At 60.3% G+C, this 16812-nt stretch carries 11 protein-coding genes; 6 read left to right on the forward strand and 5 right to left on the reverse strand.

Going from position 1 to position 16812, the window contains the following annotated elements; all coding sequences use genetic code 11:
* Positions 1-139: 139 nt before the first annotated feature.
* The 4 genes from cysK to crr all read left to right on the forward strand — a co-directional run bounded on the left by cysK (position 140) and on the right by crr (position 4134).
* Positions 140-1108 (forward strand): cysteine synthase A, encoded by a 969-nt coding sequence (gene cysK / locus G5195_RS11235; protein ID WP_047440293.1) that lies wholly within the window; start codon positions 140-142, stop codon positions 1106-1108.
* Between the two features lie 440 nt (positions 1109-1548).
* A complete protein-coding gene (locus G5195_RS11240) occupies positions 1549-1806 on the forward strand; it encodes an HPr family phosphocarrier protein (RefSeq protein WP_005338266.1) in 258 nt (85 codons plus the stop codon).
* 46 nt (positions 1807-1852) lie between these two features.
* Positions 1853-3580 carry a phosphoenolpyruvate-protein phosphotransferase PtsI gene (gene ptsI, locus G5195_RS11245; RefSeq protein WP_216978328.1) on the forward strand — a complete coding sequence of 576 codons (1728 nt, stop codon included), beginning with the start codon at positions 1853-1855 and terminating at the stop codon, positions 3578-3580.
* 44 nt (positions 3581-3624) lie between these two features.
* Positions 3625-4134 carry a PTS glucose transporter subunit IIA gene (gene crr, locus G5195_RS11250; protein ID WP_216953167.1) on the forward strand — a complete coding sequence of 170 codons (510 nt, stop codon included), beginning with the start codon at positions 3625-3627 and terminating at the stop codon, positions 4132-4134.
* A 99-nt stretch (positions 4135-4233) separates the two neighbouring features.
* On the opposite strand, the gene G5195_RS11255 is transcribed toward crr, so the two are convergent.
* The 3 genes from G5195_RS11255 to pykF form a co-directional block, all read right to left on the reverse strand.
* Positions 4234-5166, reverse strand: a complete 933-nt coding sequence (locus tag G5195_RS11255) for a GGDEF domain-containing protein (protein ID WP_266134234.1) — start codon at positions 5164-5166, stop codon at positions 4234-4236.
* A gap of 182 nt (positions 5167-5348) precedes the next feature.
* Positions 5349-8678 carry a mechanosensitive channel MscK gene (gene mscK, locus G5195_RS11260; RefSeq protein ID WP_421236151.1) on the reverse strand — a complete coding sequence of 1110 codons (3330 nt, stop codon included), beginning with the start codon at positions 8676-8678 and terminating at the stop codon, positions 5349-5351.
* 150 nt (positions 8679-8828) lie between these two features.
* Positions 8829-10241, reverse strand: coding sequence for a pyruvate kinase PykF (pykF, locus tag G5195_RS11265; protein ID WP_031227651.1), 1413 nt, complete (start codon positions 10239-10241; stop codon positions 8829-8831).
* A 308-nt stretch (positions 10242-10549) separates the two neighbouring features.
* On the opposite strand from pykF, the gene G5195_RS11270 reads away from it, so the two are divergent.
* Together G5195_RS11270 and G5195_RS11275 are read left to right on the forward strand one after the other, a co-directional pair.
* A complete protein-coding gene (locus tag G5195_RS11270) occupies positions 10550-10792 on the forward strand; it encodes a hypothetical protein (RefSeq protein WP_266134228.1) in 243 nt (80 codons plus the stop codon).
* A 167-nt stretch (positions 10793-10959) separates the two neighbouring features.
* Entirely contained in the window at positions 10960-11724 is a 765-nt protein-coding gene (locus G5195_RS11275) for a DODA-type extradiol aromatic ring-opening family dioxygenase (RefSeq protein WP_266134227.1), read from the forward strand.
* Between the two features lie 93 nt (positions 11725-11817).
* Here the strand turns inward: G5195_RS11275 and G5195_RS11280 are convergent, their stop codons facing one another.
* On the reverse strand, positions 11818-15570 hold the full coding sequence (locus G5195_RS11280) for an AAA family ATPase (protein WP_421236152.1): 3753 nt from the start codon (positions 15568-15570) through the stop codon (positions 11818-11820).
* Complete coding sequence (locus G5195_RS11285) at positions 15567-16793, reverse strand: exonuclease SbcCD subunit D C-terminal domain-containing protein (protein WP_421236153.1); 1227 nt, start codon at positions 16791-16793, stop codon at positions 15567-15569. Before G5195_RS11285 ends, G5195_RS11280 begins: the two co-directional genes overlap by 4 nt.
* Between the last annotated feature and the right edge of the window lie 19 nt (positions 16794-16812).

Raw genomic sequence — 16812 nt, forward strand, 5'->3', positions numbered from 1 at the left:
TTGGCGCCCGGAGTCAGGGGCCAGAGAGAATAAGCTCTATATGTTGTAATACCATATGGTTATAACGAATAGTCACTTCTCATTCAGAAACCACAGGGTAATCTTGTTTCATCGTCGTAACAAACACAGGGATAGCGCCATGAGCAAAATTTTTGAGGACAACAGCCAGACTATCGGTCACACCCCGCTGGTTCGTCTCAACCGTGTTACCAAAGGTCGCGTGCTGGCCAAGATCGAGAGCCGCAACCCCAGCTTCAGCGTCAAGTGCCGTATCGGTGCCAACCTGATCTGGGATGCCGAGAAGCGCGGCATCCTGACCAAGGGTAAGGAGATCATCGAGCCCACCAGCGGCAACACGGGCATTGCTCTGGCCTTTGTCGCGGCGGCTCGCGGCTATCCCATCACCCTGACCATGCCGGCCACCATGAGCCTGGAGCGCCGCAAGCTGCTCAAGGCGCTCGGTGCCAATCTGGTGCTGACCGAAGGGCCGCTCGGCATGAAGGGGGCCATTGCCAAGGCCAACGAGATCCTCGAATCCGAGCCGGGCAAGTATGTGTTGCTGCAACAGTTTGAAAACCCGGCCAACCCGGAGATCCACGAAAAGACCACTGGCCCCGAGATTTGGGATGCCACTGACGGTGAGGTGGATGTGTTCGTGGCCGGGGTCGGTACCGGTGGCACCATTACCGGTGTCTCCCGCTATCTGAAGAAGACCCAGGGCAAGGCGGTGGTCTCTGTCGCGGTCGAACCGGCCGAGTCGCCGGTCATCAGTCAGAAGTTGGCCGGGGAAGAGATCAAACCGGGCCCCCACAAGATCCAGGGGATCGGCGCAGGCTTTATCCCGGGCAACCTGGACCTCTCCCTCATCGACCGGGTGGAGAAGGTGACCAGCGATGAAGCCATCGAGATGGCCCGCCGCCTGATGGAGGAGGAGGGGATCCTGGCCGGTATCAGCTCCGGTGCTGCGGTGGTGGCTGCCAGCCGTCTGGCCGAGCTGCCGGAATTTGCGGGCAAAACCATAGTGGTCATTCTGCCGAGTGCGGCGGAGCGTTACCTCTCCAGCGCCCTGTTTGCCGGGGTGTTCAGCGAGCAGGAACTGCAGCAGTAACTGATCGGAATCTTTCAAAACAGCGGCGCTCCCAGGAGCGCCGCTTCTTTATGGGCTAGACTCAACCCCTGTTAGTGTCACTTGATCCTTATTTTTTGGGGTAAAATAACAAGTTCCGGAGTGAGAAAAAAAGCAGACATTCCGCTCTAAATCTCATATCCTGTGCGGCGTCACGCGGTGTTTGCTGGCTGGGTATCACAAAGTAACAAAGTGTTATTTTTCGTTATAAAATAATTTCAGGCCAGTCCTGATGCGGCTTGTAGCCCAATAACTGAAAATTGCCAACCAGCGCGCCGATTACTGCACAGAAACTTGACCTGGATTAAACCATTGCGGGTCTGCTTTCGTTACTTTACAACATATCCATACTGACACGGTGGGTCAGGTTGCTTCAAAAACGACCAATCCACCAAAAAATATCAATAATATGGGGTGAAACCATGTACGAGAAGTCTGTTGTTATTACTGCTGAAAACGGCCTGCACACCCGTCCGGCAGCTCAGTTCGTGAAAGAAGCCAAAGAATTCCAAAGCGAGATCACTGTGGTCTCCGGTGGCAAGTCCGCCAGCGCCAAGAGCCTGTTCAAGCTGCAGACCCTGGGCCTGACCAAGGGTACCAACGTAACTATCCAGGCTGATGGCCCGGATGCTCAGCAAGCTGTTGAGAAGCTGGTTGCCCTGATGGACGAGCTGGAGTAATCCAGCTTTAGATTCCTCCCCCACAGTCGTTTTAATAGGAAGGATTATGATATCTGGCATTCTTGCGTCCCCCGGTATCGCATTCGGTAAGGCGCTTCTTCTTAAAGAAGATGAAATCGTTATCAATCAGGGCAAAATCTCTGCTGACCAGATTGATGCCGAGATCAACCGTTTCCTCGAAGCTCGTACCAAGTCAGCTACCCAGCTGGAAGCCATCAAAGAGATGGCCGGTCGCACCTTCGGTGAGGAAAAAGAGGCCATCTTCGAAGGCCACATCATGCTGCTCGAAGATGAGGAGCTGGAAGGGGATATCAAATCCTTCATCAAAGAGAACAAGGCTTCCGCTGACAAAGCCATCTATGAGGTGATCGAACAGTACGCCAAGATGATGGCCGAGCTGGATGACCCTTATCTGCGCGAACGCGCTACCGACTTCCGTGACATCGGTACCCGTCTGGTCAAGAACGTACTGGGCATCGCCGTTGTCAACCTGAGCACCATCGACGAAGAGGTGATCCTGGTCGCCAAAGACCTGACCCCGTCTGAAACCGCTCAAATCAACCTGAAATATGTGCTGGGTTTCGTCACCGACATCGGTGGCCGTACCTCTCACACCTCCATCATGGCCCGCTCCCTGGAGCTGCCGGCCGTGGTAGGCACCAACGACATCACCGAGCGCGTCAAGAACGGTGACATGCTGGTGCTGGATGCGATCAACAACCAGATCATCATCAATCCGACCGCTGAACAGCTGACCGAAGCCAAGAAGTTCCAGGCTCAGTTCCAGGCCGAGAAAGATGAGCTGGCCAAGCTGAAAGATCTGCCTGCCATCACGCTGGATGGTCACCAGGTCGAAGTGTGCGCCAACATCGGTACCGTCAAGGATACCGAAGGTGCCATCCGTAATGGCGCCGAAGGCGTGGGTCTGTACCGTACCGAGTTCCTGTTCATGGACCGTGACGCGCTGCCGACCGAAGACGAGCAGTTCAAAGCCTACAAAGAAGTGGCCGAAGCGATGCCGGATCAGCCGATCATCGTGCGTACCATGGACATTGGCGGCGACAAAGAGCTGCCGTACATGAATTTCCCGAAAGAGATGAACCCCTTCCTGGGCTGGCGTGCCGTGCGTATTTTCTTCGACCGCGAAGACATCATGCACGCTCAGCTGCGGGCCATTCTGCGTGCGTCTGCCTTCGGCAAACTGCGCATCATGTTCCCGATGATCATCTCTGTCGAAGAGTTCCGTAGCCTGAAAGCTACCGTGGAGACGCTGAAAGCCGAACTGCGTGCTGAAGGCAAAGCCTTTGATGAATCCATCGAAGTGGGTATCATGATCGAGACCCCGGCCGCTGCCGTGATGGCTCATCATCTGGCCAAGGAAGTGGATTTCTTCAGTATCGGTACCAACGACCTGACCCAGTACACCCTGGCTGTCGATCGCGGTAACGAGATGATCTCCGCTATGTACAACCCGCTGTCACCCTCCGTCCTGACCCTGATCAAGATGGTTATCGATGCTTCCCACGCCGAAGGCAAGTGGACCGGTATGTGTGGTGAATTGGCTGGTGACGAGCGCGCCACCCTGCTGCTGCTGGGTATGGGTCTGGATGAGTTCTCCATGAGCGCCATCTCTGTACCGCGTATCAAGAAGCTTATCCGCAACACCAGCTTCGAAGATGTGAAGGCAATGGCTGACCAGGCATTGAGCTTTGCCACCGCTGCTGAAATCGAAGCGTGCGTAGATAACTTTATCAAGCAGAAGGCAGTCTGCTAAGATCGGCTGCAAACAGCGACAAATCATCTTTAGGAGCTTTTACTATGGGTCTGTTCGACAAACTGAAGAAACTGGTGTCCGACGATAGCGCTGATACCGGCGGCATCGAAATCTTTGCTCCGCTGTCTGGCGAAATCGTGCCGATCGAAGATGTGCCTGACGTTGTCTTCGCCGAGAAGATCGTGGGTGACGGCATCGCCATCAAGCCGGCTGGCAACAAGATGGTTGCTCCGTGCGACGGCACCATCGGCAAAATCTTCGAGACCAACCATGCGTTCTCTCTGGAGTCCGACTCTGGTATCGAGCTGTTCGTTCACTTCGGTATCGACACCGTTGAACTGAAAGGCGAAGGCTTCAAGCGTATCGCTCAGGAAGGCCAGCAGGTCAAGCGCGGTGACACCATCATCGAATTCGATCTGGCCGTTCTGGAAGCAAAAGCCAAATCTACCCTGACTCCGGTGGTCATCTCCAACATGGACGAGATCAAAGAGCTGGTGAAGATGACTGGTGCCGTGACTGTGGGCGAGACTCCGGTTATCCGCATCAAGAAGTAATGGTCGGCTGGCCTATGCCAGTTGCCGCAGTAAAAAACCGAAGCCTGGTGCTTCGGTTTTTTTATGGTTGCGTGCGAGCTTCCCTTTCTGGCTATCAGGCTATTGTGCCGACATGACCACCCGGTTACGTCCCTGCTCCTTCGCCTGATAAAGGGCTCGGTCTGCCATCATCAGCAGATAGTCGATGCTCTCCTGACCCTTCATGCCGGCACACCCCAGACTGATGGTTAGCGCGATCTGTTCTCCTTGCCATGGCAAGCGGGTGGTACTGACATGCTGGCGCAGTTGCTCGGCACGTTGTGCCGCCTGCTCAATGCTGCAGTCTGGCAGGATCAACAGAAACTCCTCTCCACCCCAACGGGCCAGGCTTTCCCCGGGCAACAACTGGCCCGCCATGGCATGGGCGACGGCGCAGAGTGCGGCATCGCCCGCAGGGTGGCCGTAGCGGTCATTGACCTGCTTGAAATGGTCGATATCTCCCAACACCACCGAGAGGGGCTGGCCCTGCAACCAGAGAGCCTGCAGCTGTTGCTGGGCGCCACGCCGGTTGGTCAGTTCGGTGAGGGGATCGGTGCAGGAGAGGCGGCTCACCTCTTCTACCATGCATTGCAGGTCGTGGATATCGCGAAAGGTGACGATATGGCTATCCGGGATGGCATCTGCCCCCAGCTGGGCGGTGACGATAAACCAGCGAGAGTGGCCACTCTTGCATCGGATCAGCGCCGGCATCTCGGCGACCTCCAGTCCATGGTGCAGGCTCTGCTCTATCTGGTTATGCCAGGCCTGAATTACCGAGTTGCGATAGCTCTCATCGGGATAGGCGAGGTGAAACCAGCTCTCCATGTCCGGCAGATCCTGCAGCTCATAGCCCAGCTGTTCGCGAAAGGCCCTGTTGAGGAAGAGATGGCGACGCAGGGGGATCCGGTCGGGTGACATATGACCCTGGCTGGCTGTCGACTCGGACACCAGGATTGGGAGCGGGATCACATCAAAGGAGCGAAACAGAATGTGCTCTAGTTGTTGGTCATCCATGGGCGAAAACGCGGCTCCCTGCTCTCCCGTTCGTCAGCCTACATTAGGTGAGAGACCGCAGCGGGTAAACTCATTTATCACTCTCCGGCGGTTGCCTGAGTGGACGGTCGTGGCAACGGGAACATAAAAAAGCCGCTCACCTGGGTGAGCGGCTGTTGTCATCAGATCAGTGCAGTTCGCTATCAGGCTGGCTGCTTGCCATCTTCCGCGGGAGGTGGCAGAGCGGCGGAGTTGGACTCCACCTTCTGCTCTTCGCCCTGCATGTTCTTGATGTAGACATCCATCTGGTTGAAGGCGATCTCGATGCCGTTCTCGCGGAACAGCTGGTCGATCTTGCGGTTCAACTCGTCTACCGCCGGGTTGCGATCACCCAGTTCGCTCACGAAGAAGCGCAGCTCGTGATCCAGCGTGCTGGCGCCAAAGGTGAGGAAGTAGACGATGGGGGCTGGGTCTTTCAGCACGCGGCTGTTTTCGTCGGCCGCCTGCTTGAGCAGGGTGCGGGTCAGCTCGAGATCCGAGCCATACGCCACGCCCACCCGTACGATCACCCGGGTGACGGTGTCACTCAGCGACCAGTTGATGAGCCGTTCTGTCATCAGTTGCTGGTTGGGGATGATCACCTCTTTGCGGTCGAAGTCGGTCAGGGTGGTGGCGCGAATGCGGATCCGCGAGACGGTACCGGAGAAGGAGCCGATGGTGACAGTGTCACCGATCCGTACCGGACGCTCGAACAGGATGATGATGCCGGAGACGAAGTTGGAGAGGATCTCCTTCATACCGAAACCGATACCGACTGACAGACCACCCGCTACCCACTGCAGCTTGTCCCACTGCACGCCCATCATGGAGAGAGCGGTCAGGGAGCCAAAGCCGATCAGCACGTAGTTGAGCATGGTGGTGATGGCGTAGGCGGTACCCTGAGCCAGGTTGAGCTTGGAGAGCACCAGCACCTCCAGCAAGCCCGGCAGGTTGCGTGCCAGTGACCAGGCACCGCCGAGCAGCAGGAAGCCGATCAGCACATCACTCAGGCTGATGGGGAACAGCACGGCGTTGGCGCCGGTGCCTTCACTGCGGTGCCACAGCACCATGCTGTCGAGGTAGGAGAAGACCGCGACCAGATCGGACCAGAGCCAGTAGAAGGCGACGCCGAAGATCAGCATCAGCACGGTACGGGTCAGACGCAGAGATTGCTGGCTGACATCCTCCAGATCCATCGGTTGCTCTTCGATGGACTCGCCCCCTTCCGCATCTTCCGAAGATTTGTGCTCACGCTTGGCCACCGCACGGCGGTAGGCCAGACGACGGGCCGCCAGCTCCAGACCGCGCAGGGCGGTGCGGTAGACCAGGCTCCAGATGATGATGAGGTAGAAGGATTCGATCAGGCGACCGGTCAGCTTCAGCGCGGTGTAGTAGTAACCGAGCACGGCCAGCACGATCAGCGCCACCGGTGCCAGCGCCAGGGCGATGGCGATCAGCGACTTCTGCATGCTTGCCTCGCCCTTGATGCGGGCGCGGGAGATGGGGAACACCAGATAGGCGGCCAGCCCCAGCAGGGTCAGGGTCATGGCCTGGCCGATCACGTCGTTACCCAGGGTGGAGGGTTCAACCACCGCCTTGGTTGCGAGCATGATGAGCGGCAGCAGTGGCAACCAGATGTAGCGCATGCTGTTGCGCTTGGCCTGCAGCTCCGCTTTCGGGATCCGGAAGTGGGTCTCGGCGATGCCGCCCGGGCGCATCACAGCCAGATAGACGCTGAACACCAGATAACCGAGGGCGAGGTTCAGGGTGATCTGGAACATCAGCTTGGGACTGAGCAGACCGCAGTAGGTGAGCAGCAGACCGCCAGCCAGAATGAACATGCTGCCCGGCAGGCGTTGCAGCACGGTATAGAGCAGGGCGCGCGGGGTGTGCCACTGGCTGTCCTGACGGAAACGGCCAAGGTCCTTGGTGATCTTCTTCTCGCGCTCAACCAGCGCCGGACGTTTCCAGACCAGCAGGCCGCCGATCAGTAGCAACGGGAAGGCGAGCAGGGAGATCCCCAGCAGCTCTTCGCGCCAGCGTTTCCAGTCCGGTTTCAATACCCAGTCGGAGGCCTGTTTGTAGGCCTGGGCGGGCCAGCTGATAAACCACTTGCTGTCGATGGGCTTGTTGCTGCTTACCCAGAAGATGTGTTGCTGCAGGGTAAATTCGATAGAGGCATAGACCCGCGCCAGCTGCTGCTGGGTCAGCTGCAGGCTGATGGCGTTGGTGAGCTGGCTGTCGAGTTGGCGGTTGAGCTGATCGAGCAGATTGATACGGGTGTCGAGCAGCTTGGCAAGGCTCTCCTTGTCCTCCTCGCTGACCGGATCCTTGCTGCCGGCGATCAGATTGTCCAGATAGAGGTTCTTCTGGAACAGCTGGTCACGCTGCTGGCTCAGTTCAAACTGGGCCAGATGCAGATCGGCAATCTGCTCTTCCAGATTTTTGACGGCGATGGTGGGTGCCGCTTCCAGCTGCTGGTAGAGCTGATAGAGGATGCGTGACAGCAGCAGATTGCCCTTGAGCATCTGCACCTGTTCATTGAGGTTGCGCTCGGTCTGGATGCCGCGCTCCAGCCAGCTCTTGGCTTGCAGGTTTTTCTGGACCAGCGAGTTGAGGTTGGTGGTGGCACCGATCAGCTGCTGGCTGAGCTGGTGGTTGAGCTCCTGCTCTTTTTGCACCAGCGGGCTGTCTTCGGTCGCCACCAGTTCACCGGTCTGCTCGGCGGTTTTTTCGGTGTCGCCGAGGCGCTTGGCGCTGCTCTGATCCTGTAACAGCTGCAGTTTCTGCTCTTCGCTGGCGAGACGGGCACTCTGGTAGTCGCGCTGCTTGATCGCCAGATCCTGCATGCTGGTACGGTTATCCAGCTCCTTTTGCAGGTGGGCCAGTTGCAGGTCGAGCAGGGCCAGCTCGGCACCGAGCTTCATCTTCTCGGCGCTGGAGACGCTTTCACCTGCGTTGAGGCGGGTACGGATCTCCTGACTGCGCTGGTAGGCACGGCTCATGCTGGCCTGGGCCCGCTCCGGCAGGGTCTGCAAGCTGGTGAGCTGGCTGCCGATGGCGCCGAGGGCCTCCTGGGCCGCCTGCATGTTGGCCAGCACTTCCGGCTGACGGCTGTCGAGCTCTGCCAGACTCATGCTGGCGTATTCGCTCTTGATCTGCTCGGCACTCTTGCCCTTGGTCAGGGCATCGAGCTTGGCACTGATCTCTCTGAGTTCGGTGGGCAGGTTGCGGATCCGCTGGGCCTGGGTCTTGGCCTTCGCCTCTTCCTTGTCGATGCTGTCAAGCAGGGCGAGGGTTTCGGTCAGCAACTTCTGATCCGCTTGCTGACTGACGGTCAGGGTCTCTGATTTACCCAGACCATCCAGCGCTCGCTGAACTGCGTTGCGAGAGGGGACATCTTGCGCCATGGCTTGCGGGACGCAGAGGCTTGCGAGGAGACAGAGCAGCGGCAACAGGGTGGCCGAGACTCTTTTAAAACGTATTGAGGGCATATAACTTCCGGGTTATTACGCGATATTCGGGAGATTTCCCGCATAGATTAAATTCGCGTGGATTCTAACACCGGGCTTGTCAGGTAAGCAGGGGGGTGGGACAAAAAAAACGGCGCCCGCAGGCGCCGTTTTCAACTCGTTCAGCTCTGATTAAAGAACGTGAACAGAAGCGGTGTTGGTGGTGCCGCTCGGTACCAGAGCACCGGAGACCATCACAACTACGTCACCTTTCAGACCCATGCCGATTTCCAGCGCGGCTTCTTTACCGATGCGATAGAAATCGTCGGTAGAGGCGATGCTGTCAACCACGTGAGCAACCACACCCTTGGTCAGAACCAGCTGGGCAGCAGTTTTCTTGTTGGTGGTGATAGCCAGGATCCAGGCTTTCGGGAAGTACTTGCGAATGGCCTTGGCAGATTTGCCGCCTTCGGTAGCGACCACGATCAGCGGGGCGTCCAGCTTCTCGGAGGTCTCTACGGCGCCTTTACATACGGCTTCGGTGATGCGCAGCTTGTTGCTGTCGTTGGCAGCAGACAGGTTGGACGGCATCACGGCATCGGTACGCTCGCAGATGGTGGCCATGATGGTTACGGCTTCCAGCGGGTACTTACCCTTGGCGGATTCACCGGACAGCATCACTGCGTCGGTACCGTCCAGGATGGCGTTGGCCACGTCACCAGCTTCGGCGCGGGTCGGACGCGGGTTCTTGATCATGGAGTCCAGCATCTGGGTGGCAGTGATAACCACTTTGCGGGCTTTGTTGCACTTGGCGATGATCATCTTCTGGGCGAAGATAACTTCTTCAACCGGGATCTCTACACCCATGTCGCCACGAGCAACCATGATGCCGTCGGAAACAGCCAGGATCTCGTCGAAGTTGTCCAGACCTTCCTGGTTTTCGATCTTGGAGATGATCTGGATGTTCTCGCCACCGTGGGCTTTCAGGTGCTCACGGATTTCCAGAACGTCTTCTTTCTTACGGATGAAAGAAGCAGCAACGAAATCAACGCCTTGCTCGCAACCGAAGATCAGGTCGCGCTTGTCTTTCTCGGCCAGGGCCGGCAGCTTGATGGAGACGCCCGGCAGGTTAACGCCTTTGTTCTCGCCCAGGTCACCGTTGTTCAGCACTTTACAGATAACTTCGCGCTCGGTGATTTCGATGACGTCCAGACCGATCAGGCCGTCATCAACCAGAATGCGGTTGCCGACGCGCAGATCGTTGGCGAAACCGGCATAGGTCACAGCCACTTTGTCTTTGTTGCCAACCACGGTCTGGTCGGTGGTGAAGGTGAAAGTCTGGCCAGCGACCAGCGCGACGTCGTTGCCGCCTTCCAGCTTCATGGTACGGATTTCCGGACCCTTGGTGTCCAGCAGGATAGCTGCGTGCTTGCCGGTCTCGGCCATCACAGCGCGCAGGTTGCTGATGCGGCTGCCGTGCTCGGCGTAGTCACCGTGGGAGAAGTTCAGGCGCATGACGTTCATGCCGGCGTCCAGCATTTTGGCCAGCATTTCTTTGGATTCGGTCTTCGGACCGATGGTGCAGACAATTTTGGTCTTTTTCATGTCAATCTTCATGGTTAAGGAATTTCCGCCGAGCAATATACACCAGTTTTTGGAATCTTTTTATGATCCAGAAACAACGTTTTGACCAGATAACGTTTTCTTTTCAGGGATAACGTTTTCCTGTGAGTCACATTTTAGAGCATACGGCCACAGGTTCGGGCTGAAGGGATACAAATGTTGCCATCTGTGGTTGTTTGGCCGGGTTGAGGTTCAGATGTTGTAAAATGACCACCCGTCCGCTGTCACCGTCTTGTCACCGGCTTGCGCAAAAATGTTAGTTCATTGGCGCACGGGTGAAGGAGGCCGGGATGAAAAACAGCCATGAAACCGGATGGGCTCTGCTCTTGCTGGGCGCCGCCCTGCTGCTGGTTCAGACACTGCCAGCCCGCTACTGGCCTGACAATGCCGGTCTGCTGGCGATCTTCTCCCATCCGGTGAAAGGGGAGGCGGCCGCCGAGGGATTGGCGTGGCGAGAGTGGCAGGATCACAGTGCAGCGACCCGGATGGCGCTTCGTGCAGCCCGACCGCTGCCGGAAGCGCCGCAGCCTTGATATCTATTGCCGATTACCTGTCGTGAAGGCGTGAAATTATCAACCATTAGTTGATAGTTATTATCTATCTTGCTGGATTGTTCACCTTTAATGGCAGGGGGATAATCGATTCCAACAGCGATATCCCCTCCGATATCGCCCCCTGATACCTTGTTGGAGTCCGCTTTATGTCCCTCGCCCCTGTCTGGTTTATCTCTCACGGCGCACCGGATCTGGTGCTGCGTGAGCAACCCGCCACCCGCTTTCTGCGAACCCTGCGTCTGGGTGAGCTCAAGGGGTTGGTGGTCATCTCCGCCCACTGGTTCAGCCGCGAGCTGCAGATCAACGTCGAGCCCAAACCGGCCTTGATGTACGACTTTTACGGTTTTCCCGAGCCCCTCTACCGGATGCGCTGGCCTGCCAGCAGCCCCGAGTGGCTGCAACAAGGGGTGAGCGACCAGCTGGCACTGGCCGGACTGACCGCCACCCCGGTGCGGCGCGAGCTGGATCACGGGGTCTGGTCGCCGCTCTCCCTGATCGACCCAAACAGCGAGATCCCGCTGGTGCAGATCTCCATTCCCGCGAGTTTCACCCCGGCCCAGTTGTGGCAACTGGGAGAGGTATTGGGGGCGCTGCGCAGTCAGGGGATTGGCATCCTCGCCTCCGGTGCCATCACCCACAACCTGCGGGCGCTGGCACCGGAAGGTTCGCCGGTGCCAGAGTGGGCCAGCCAGTTTGTCGACTGGCTGGAGCAGAAGATGGCCGACGAGGATCGTCTGGCGCTGCTCGACTATCGCCAGCAGGCTCCAGGCGCGGTGGAGTCCCATCCCCACGATGACCACCTGCGCCCGCTCTTTGTGGCGTTGGGGGCGGCCGATGGTGTGGTGCCGACCCGGCTGCACGAGAGCTGGGATGGCGGCAGCCTCTATATGGGGGCCTACCGCTTCGGCTGATAGCCTCTCAACAAGACCCCGCCAATTGGCGGGGTCTTGTTGTTTACGGCGTGGGGGTTGAGCCGATGGTATTGGTGATGGAACTGATGCTACTCAGGGGACCACCACCCGGCTTTCGCCACCGCCGAGGGCTTCGACCCTGATCTGCACGCCAATCCGCTCCACCAGCGTCTGGACGTGGGAGATGACCCCGATCTGGCGACCGGCGGCCTGCAGGGAGTCGAGGCTGGCGAGCGCCAGATCCAGACTGTCCGGATCCAGGGTGCCAAACCCCTCGTCGATAAAGAGCGACTCGACCTGGGTCTGCCGTGACGAGAGGCTGGAGAGGGCCAGCGCCAGCGCCAGCGACACCAGAAAACTCTCGCCACCGGAGAGGGAGTCCACCGAACGCACCTCGTCCCCCATGTCGAGATCCACCACTTGCAGCGCCAGATCGGTGCCGGGTACCCGCTCCAGCCGGTAGCGCGGTGATAGTTCGGCGAGCTGGGCGTTGGCCTCCAGCAGCAGACGCTCGAGGGTGAGGCTCTGGGCGAAGGTGCGGAATTTGGCGCCGTTGGCTTGCCCAATCAGATCGCACAGCTGTTGCCAGTGATCCGCGACTGCCTGCTGGGCGGCCAGCTCCTGCTGCAGGCTGCCCGCCTTGAGAGCGGCTGCTTCGGCCTGTGCCAGCTTGCTCTTGCACTCGAACAGCAGCTCTTCAAGGGCGCGACAGCGGGCATCGAGCGCCACCAGTTGATCGCTCAGCTCTGCATCCGGCAGGGCGGCCAGCTCGGGGTGATGCTCGCGATAGCGATCCCGCTTGCTCTCCTCCAGTGCCAGCGCCCGTTGCCGCTCGGCAAGGCGGGTGCGCGCCTCGCCAACCGCATCCTCCAGCCCTTGCAGGGCAGTGCGGTGAGCCTTGAGTTCATCGGGGGTGATGGCGAGCAGGCGGCGCAGGTCGTACTCGGCAATGCCGAGGGTACTGGCGTGGGCAGCCCAGCGCCCCAGCACCTCCCGCTTGCGGCGGCTGCTGGTCTGCTTTTCCTGCTCCACATGAGTGAGGCGGGTCTTGAGTTCGGTCTGCCGCTCCCGCAGAGCGCGGGCGCCGCTTTGCATCAGCTCCAGTTCGCTGGCGAGTTGTTGCAGCCGCTGTTGCCAGCGGCTCTCGACCAGCGGGATCTCCTCGCCATTCAGACAGGCGGCGCGGCTGGTGAGCAGCCCCTGACGCTGCTGTTCGTGCTCCTTGTAGTCCCGCTCCAGCTTGTGTAGTAGCTCGCGCTGGGTCTGCAGGCGCGCTTCCTGTGCGCTCAGGGCCGGGGTGAGGCTGGCGATCTCGCTGGCCAGCCGCTCCCACTCGCTCTGGCCGTGCAGCCAGGCTTCGCAGGCTCGCTGCCACTCGTGCCACTGCTGGCTGCCGAGCCACTGGCGCCACGGTTGGCCGCCCATCTGCTCGTCGAGGCGGTGGGCGCCTTGCTCAAGGCGCTGGCGCAGGGTCGCCTCCTGCTCGCCCATCCCCTTCACTTCCCCTTCCAGTGCGATGCGCTGGCGGTCGGCCTCCTGCCACTGCTGGTCAAACTGCTGGTGCTGGGCAGCCAACTGGCTAAGTTGCTGACGCACCCCTTGCAGCTGTTGTTGGCCAAGCTGGGCCTGACGCAGCTGCTGCTGGCTCTGGGCCAACCCCTGCTCCAGCGCCTGGCCACGGCCAAGCAATGTGCTCATCAGCTCGTTCCACTCAATGGGGCTTTGGCGCAGCGGCAGCGAATGGCCGAGCAGGGTATCGCCCCCCAGCTGTTGCCAGCGCTGGGTCAGCTGCTCGGCGCGGGTTTCCAGCTCTGGCAGATGTTGCTGACGCACCGCCAGCTGGCGGGCCAGCTCCTGACGTTCGCTCTCGCACTGAATGTATTGATGGTTGAGCCGTTCCCACTCCAGTTCGAGGCTGCGGGCCCGCTCCGCCAGCTGACCCAGGATCCCCGCCACCTGAGGCTGGCTCTGGCTGTAGGGGTGCTCTCCGGAACCGCACAGCGGGCAAGGTTCTCCATCGCTCAGGATATGGCGATACTGCTCGAAGCTGGCGATGGCGCGGGACTGCTCCAGCGCATGGCGCGCCTCATCCCGCTGCAGGGCGAGCCGCTCGCGGGCGGGGGCCAGCTCTTCGCCTAGGGTGGCGAGCTTGCCCAGCGCCTGCTCCAGCTGGGCAATCTCCTGCTGCAAGCGGCCATGCTGTTCGCCGTGGTTGCGGCCGTAATCGGCCAGCTCCAGCAACTGGCGCAGCTGACCCAGCTGTTCGGTCTGCTGCTGCCACTGCTCCTGCGCCTTGGCGAGGCGGCTCTCCCACTGCTGCTCCTGCAGCTCGTTCTGTTGCTGTTGCAGCCGAGCTTGTTCATGTTGCCAGTAGTCGCGCTCCTGCTGACCTTGCTCCAGCTGGCGCAACAACTGCTGCAGGGTGCGCAGCTTGTGATCCCGCAGGGTGAGCAGCTGTTGTAGCTTGTCGGCATCCTCGGCCCAATCCTGCATGGCGGTGAGCAGGGGCTGCCACTGGCGAGCAACCGGTGCCAGCTCCTTGTGCTCTTCGAGCCAGAGTCCCCACTGCTGGTGCTGCTGCTTGAGCAGTTCTACCTGTCGGCTCTGCTCGCGCCAGCCCTGCTCCAGCGTGAGTTGCACTTCTCGCTCCTGTGCCCCCTCCTGCTGGATCTTCTGCAACTGCTGCACTTTTTCCCGGATGCGGGTATCGAGCTCCTGCGCCCGCTTGAGTTCGGGTTGCAGGGCGCCCCATTCCCGCTCGGCGGCGATCTTCTCAGCCAGCAGCTGCTGCTCGGTCAGCGCGCTCTGCTGGGTCTGCTCCTCGAGTTTGGCCAGCTCAGGCCCCAGTTCGGCGATCACCTTCTCCTGCTGCTGCACTTCCAGAGTGAGGCGGGCCAGCTCGTCGTGATCGGCGCGGGCCACCTGGGCCTGTTCGGCACGGGCAAACTCCTCGCGCTCGGGGGCCGCAGCGCCGTGGGCCTGCAGGGCGGCATCGAGCGCCGCCTGCCCCTCGGCGCAGCCCTGCAGCTGGGCGGCAATGCGGCTATTGAGGTCGCGCAAGTCCTGCATCAGCTGCTGTTGCTGCTGCTCGTGCTTGAGGGTGGTGGAGAGGCTTATCTGCTGGCTCACCCACTGTTCGCGGGTCGCCTCATCCATCAGCGCCACGTCGCCGAGGCGCTGGGCGATGGTGGCCAGCTTCTGCTGCTCTTCCCGTGCCCGTTCATAGGTCTGGATGGAGATGGCGGAGTAGAGCTCGGTGCCGGTCATCCGTTCGAGCAGGGCGGAGCGCTCGTTGGCATCCGATTTGAGGAAGGCGGCAAATTCCCCCTGAGGCAGGATCACCGCGCGGCGGAACTGCTCCCAGGAGAGACCCACCAGCTCGTCGATGCGATCCTGCAGCTCCCGCTTGCTGCCGGAGAAAACCTGCCCTGACTCCACATCGGTCAGGGTTCGCTCCTGCGCCTGAAAACGCCCCTCCGAGCGGTTTCGCGCCCGGCGCACCGCCCAGCGGGCCAGCCAAATGCGGCCATCGCAGCCACGAAACTGCACCTCGGCAAAGCCGCTGGCGTGGCCGCGACTGAGGATGCCACGCACGTCGTTGGCCTTGAGCTTCTCTTCGTCATCCATGCGGCCCACTTCGGCCACGTTCTTGCGATTGGCAATAAAGCGCGGCATCTCGTCGTAGAGGGCCAGACAAATGGCGTCGAGCAATGTGCTCTTGCCCGCGCCAGTGTTGCCGGTGATGGCAAACAGACCGGCGGCGCCGAGCGCCCCCCTGGTAAAGTCGATGGTGAAGGGGCCGGTCAGACTGGCCAGATTCTCACCTGACAGAGACAAGATTTTCATTGGTTTGACTCCTTCACCTGCTCCAGGATCTCTTCAAACGAGGCGACCAGTTGTGCTTCGGGTTCCCCCTCGAACTGGCGCTGATAGCAGAGGCGAAACACCTCGGTGGGGGAGAGCTCATCGAGCCTGCGCCGCTCGCGACCATCGGCCAGCCCTTCGCCCGAGCCCTGATACTGGGTGCTGATGCGGGCCAGACGCACCGGCTTGTCTGCGATGGCCGCCAGAATACGCTCGCGGATGCGGGCTTCTGGCTTGGGCAGCAGCAGCCGTACTTCGAGGAAAGGCTGTGCTTCTTGTGGACAATCAGGCAGCTCGAGCGATGCGATGGCTTTGAGTGCGTCGTCGAGGCTGCTCTGGGGCAGGCGGATCATCTCCACCGCGCGGGGTACCGGGATCCGCTCCAGCCCGGCCAGTTTCCCCTCTGAAAAGGTCACTTCCAGCACCTGATGGTTGTAGTTGGCTTCGGCCAGCGAAAGCGGCAGCGGCGAGCCGCTGTAGTGCACCCCCTCGGCCGGGCTCTGGGCCAGATGGAGGTGACCGAGCGCCGTGTAGTCGGCACCGGCAAAGAGTTCGGCAGGCAGTGCGTGTTGGTTGCCGCCGAGCACCCGCCGCTCCGACAGCTCCGAGAGCTGGCCCGCCGCCAGATAGGCATGGCCCATGGCGATGAGCGGCAGACCCTCCCCGCAGCGGGCGCGCCCTTCGGCCAATACCTCGGCGTAGATTTGGCGCACCCCTTCGATCAGCCGGTCCTGCCCTTCTTCCAACGGCTCCACCCGCAGATCGCTGCTGCGCAGGAACGGCACGGCGGCGCACCAGGCGGCAATGTTGCCCTCCTTGTCTTGCAGCGGTACCAGCAGGCGGTCGGCCTCGAGCTTGCCCTCACTGTCGCGACTGATGCTGCCCACCAGATGCAGATCAAAGGCCCGCAGCAGCTCGTGGGGGGCATCCAGCTTGGAGGGGGAGTCGTGGTTGCCGCCGATCAGCACCATGTTGAGGTGGGGCATCTCGGCGCGCAGCCGCGCCAGAAAACGGTAGAGCTGTTGCCAGGCGCTGGCGGGCGGATTGGCGGTATCAAACAGGTCGCCTGCCACCAACAGGGCGTCGATCTCGCGCGCCTTGAGGGTGTCGCTCAGCCAGTCGAGGAAGGCATCGTGTTCAAAACGGCGGTCATGACCATGCAGTTGATGGCCAAGATGCCAGTCGGCGGTGTGAAGGATTTTCATTGGAAAGCAGCCCGATTTC

It is taken from the genome of Aeromonas sp. 601039, from assembly GCF_049174415.1.
Taxonomy (GTDB): domain Bacteria; phylum Pseudomonadota; class Gammaproteobacteria; order Enterobacterales; family Aeromonadaceae; genus Aeromonas; species Aeromonas veronii_A.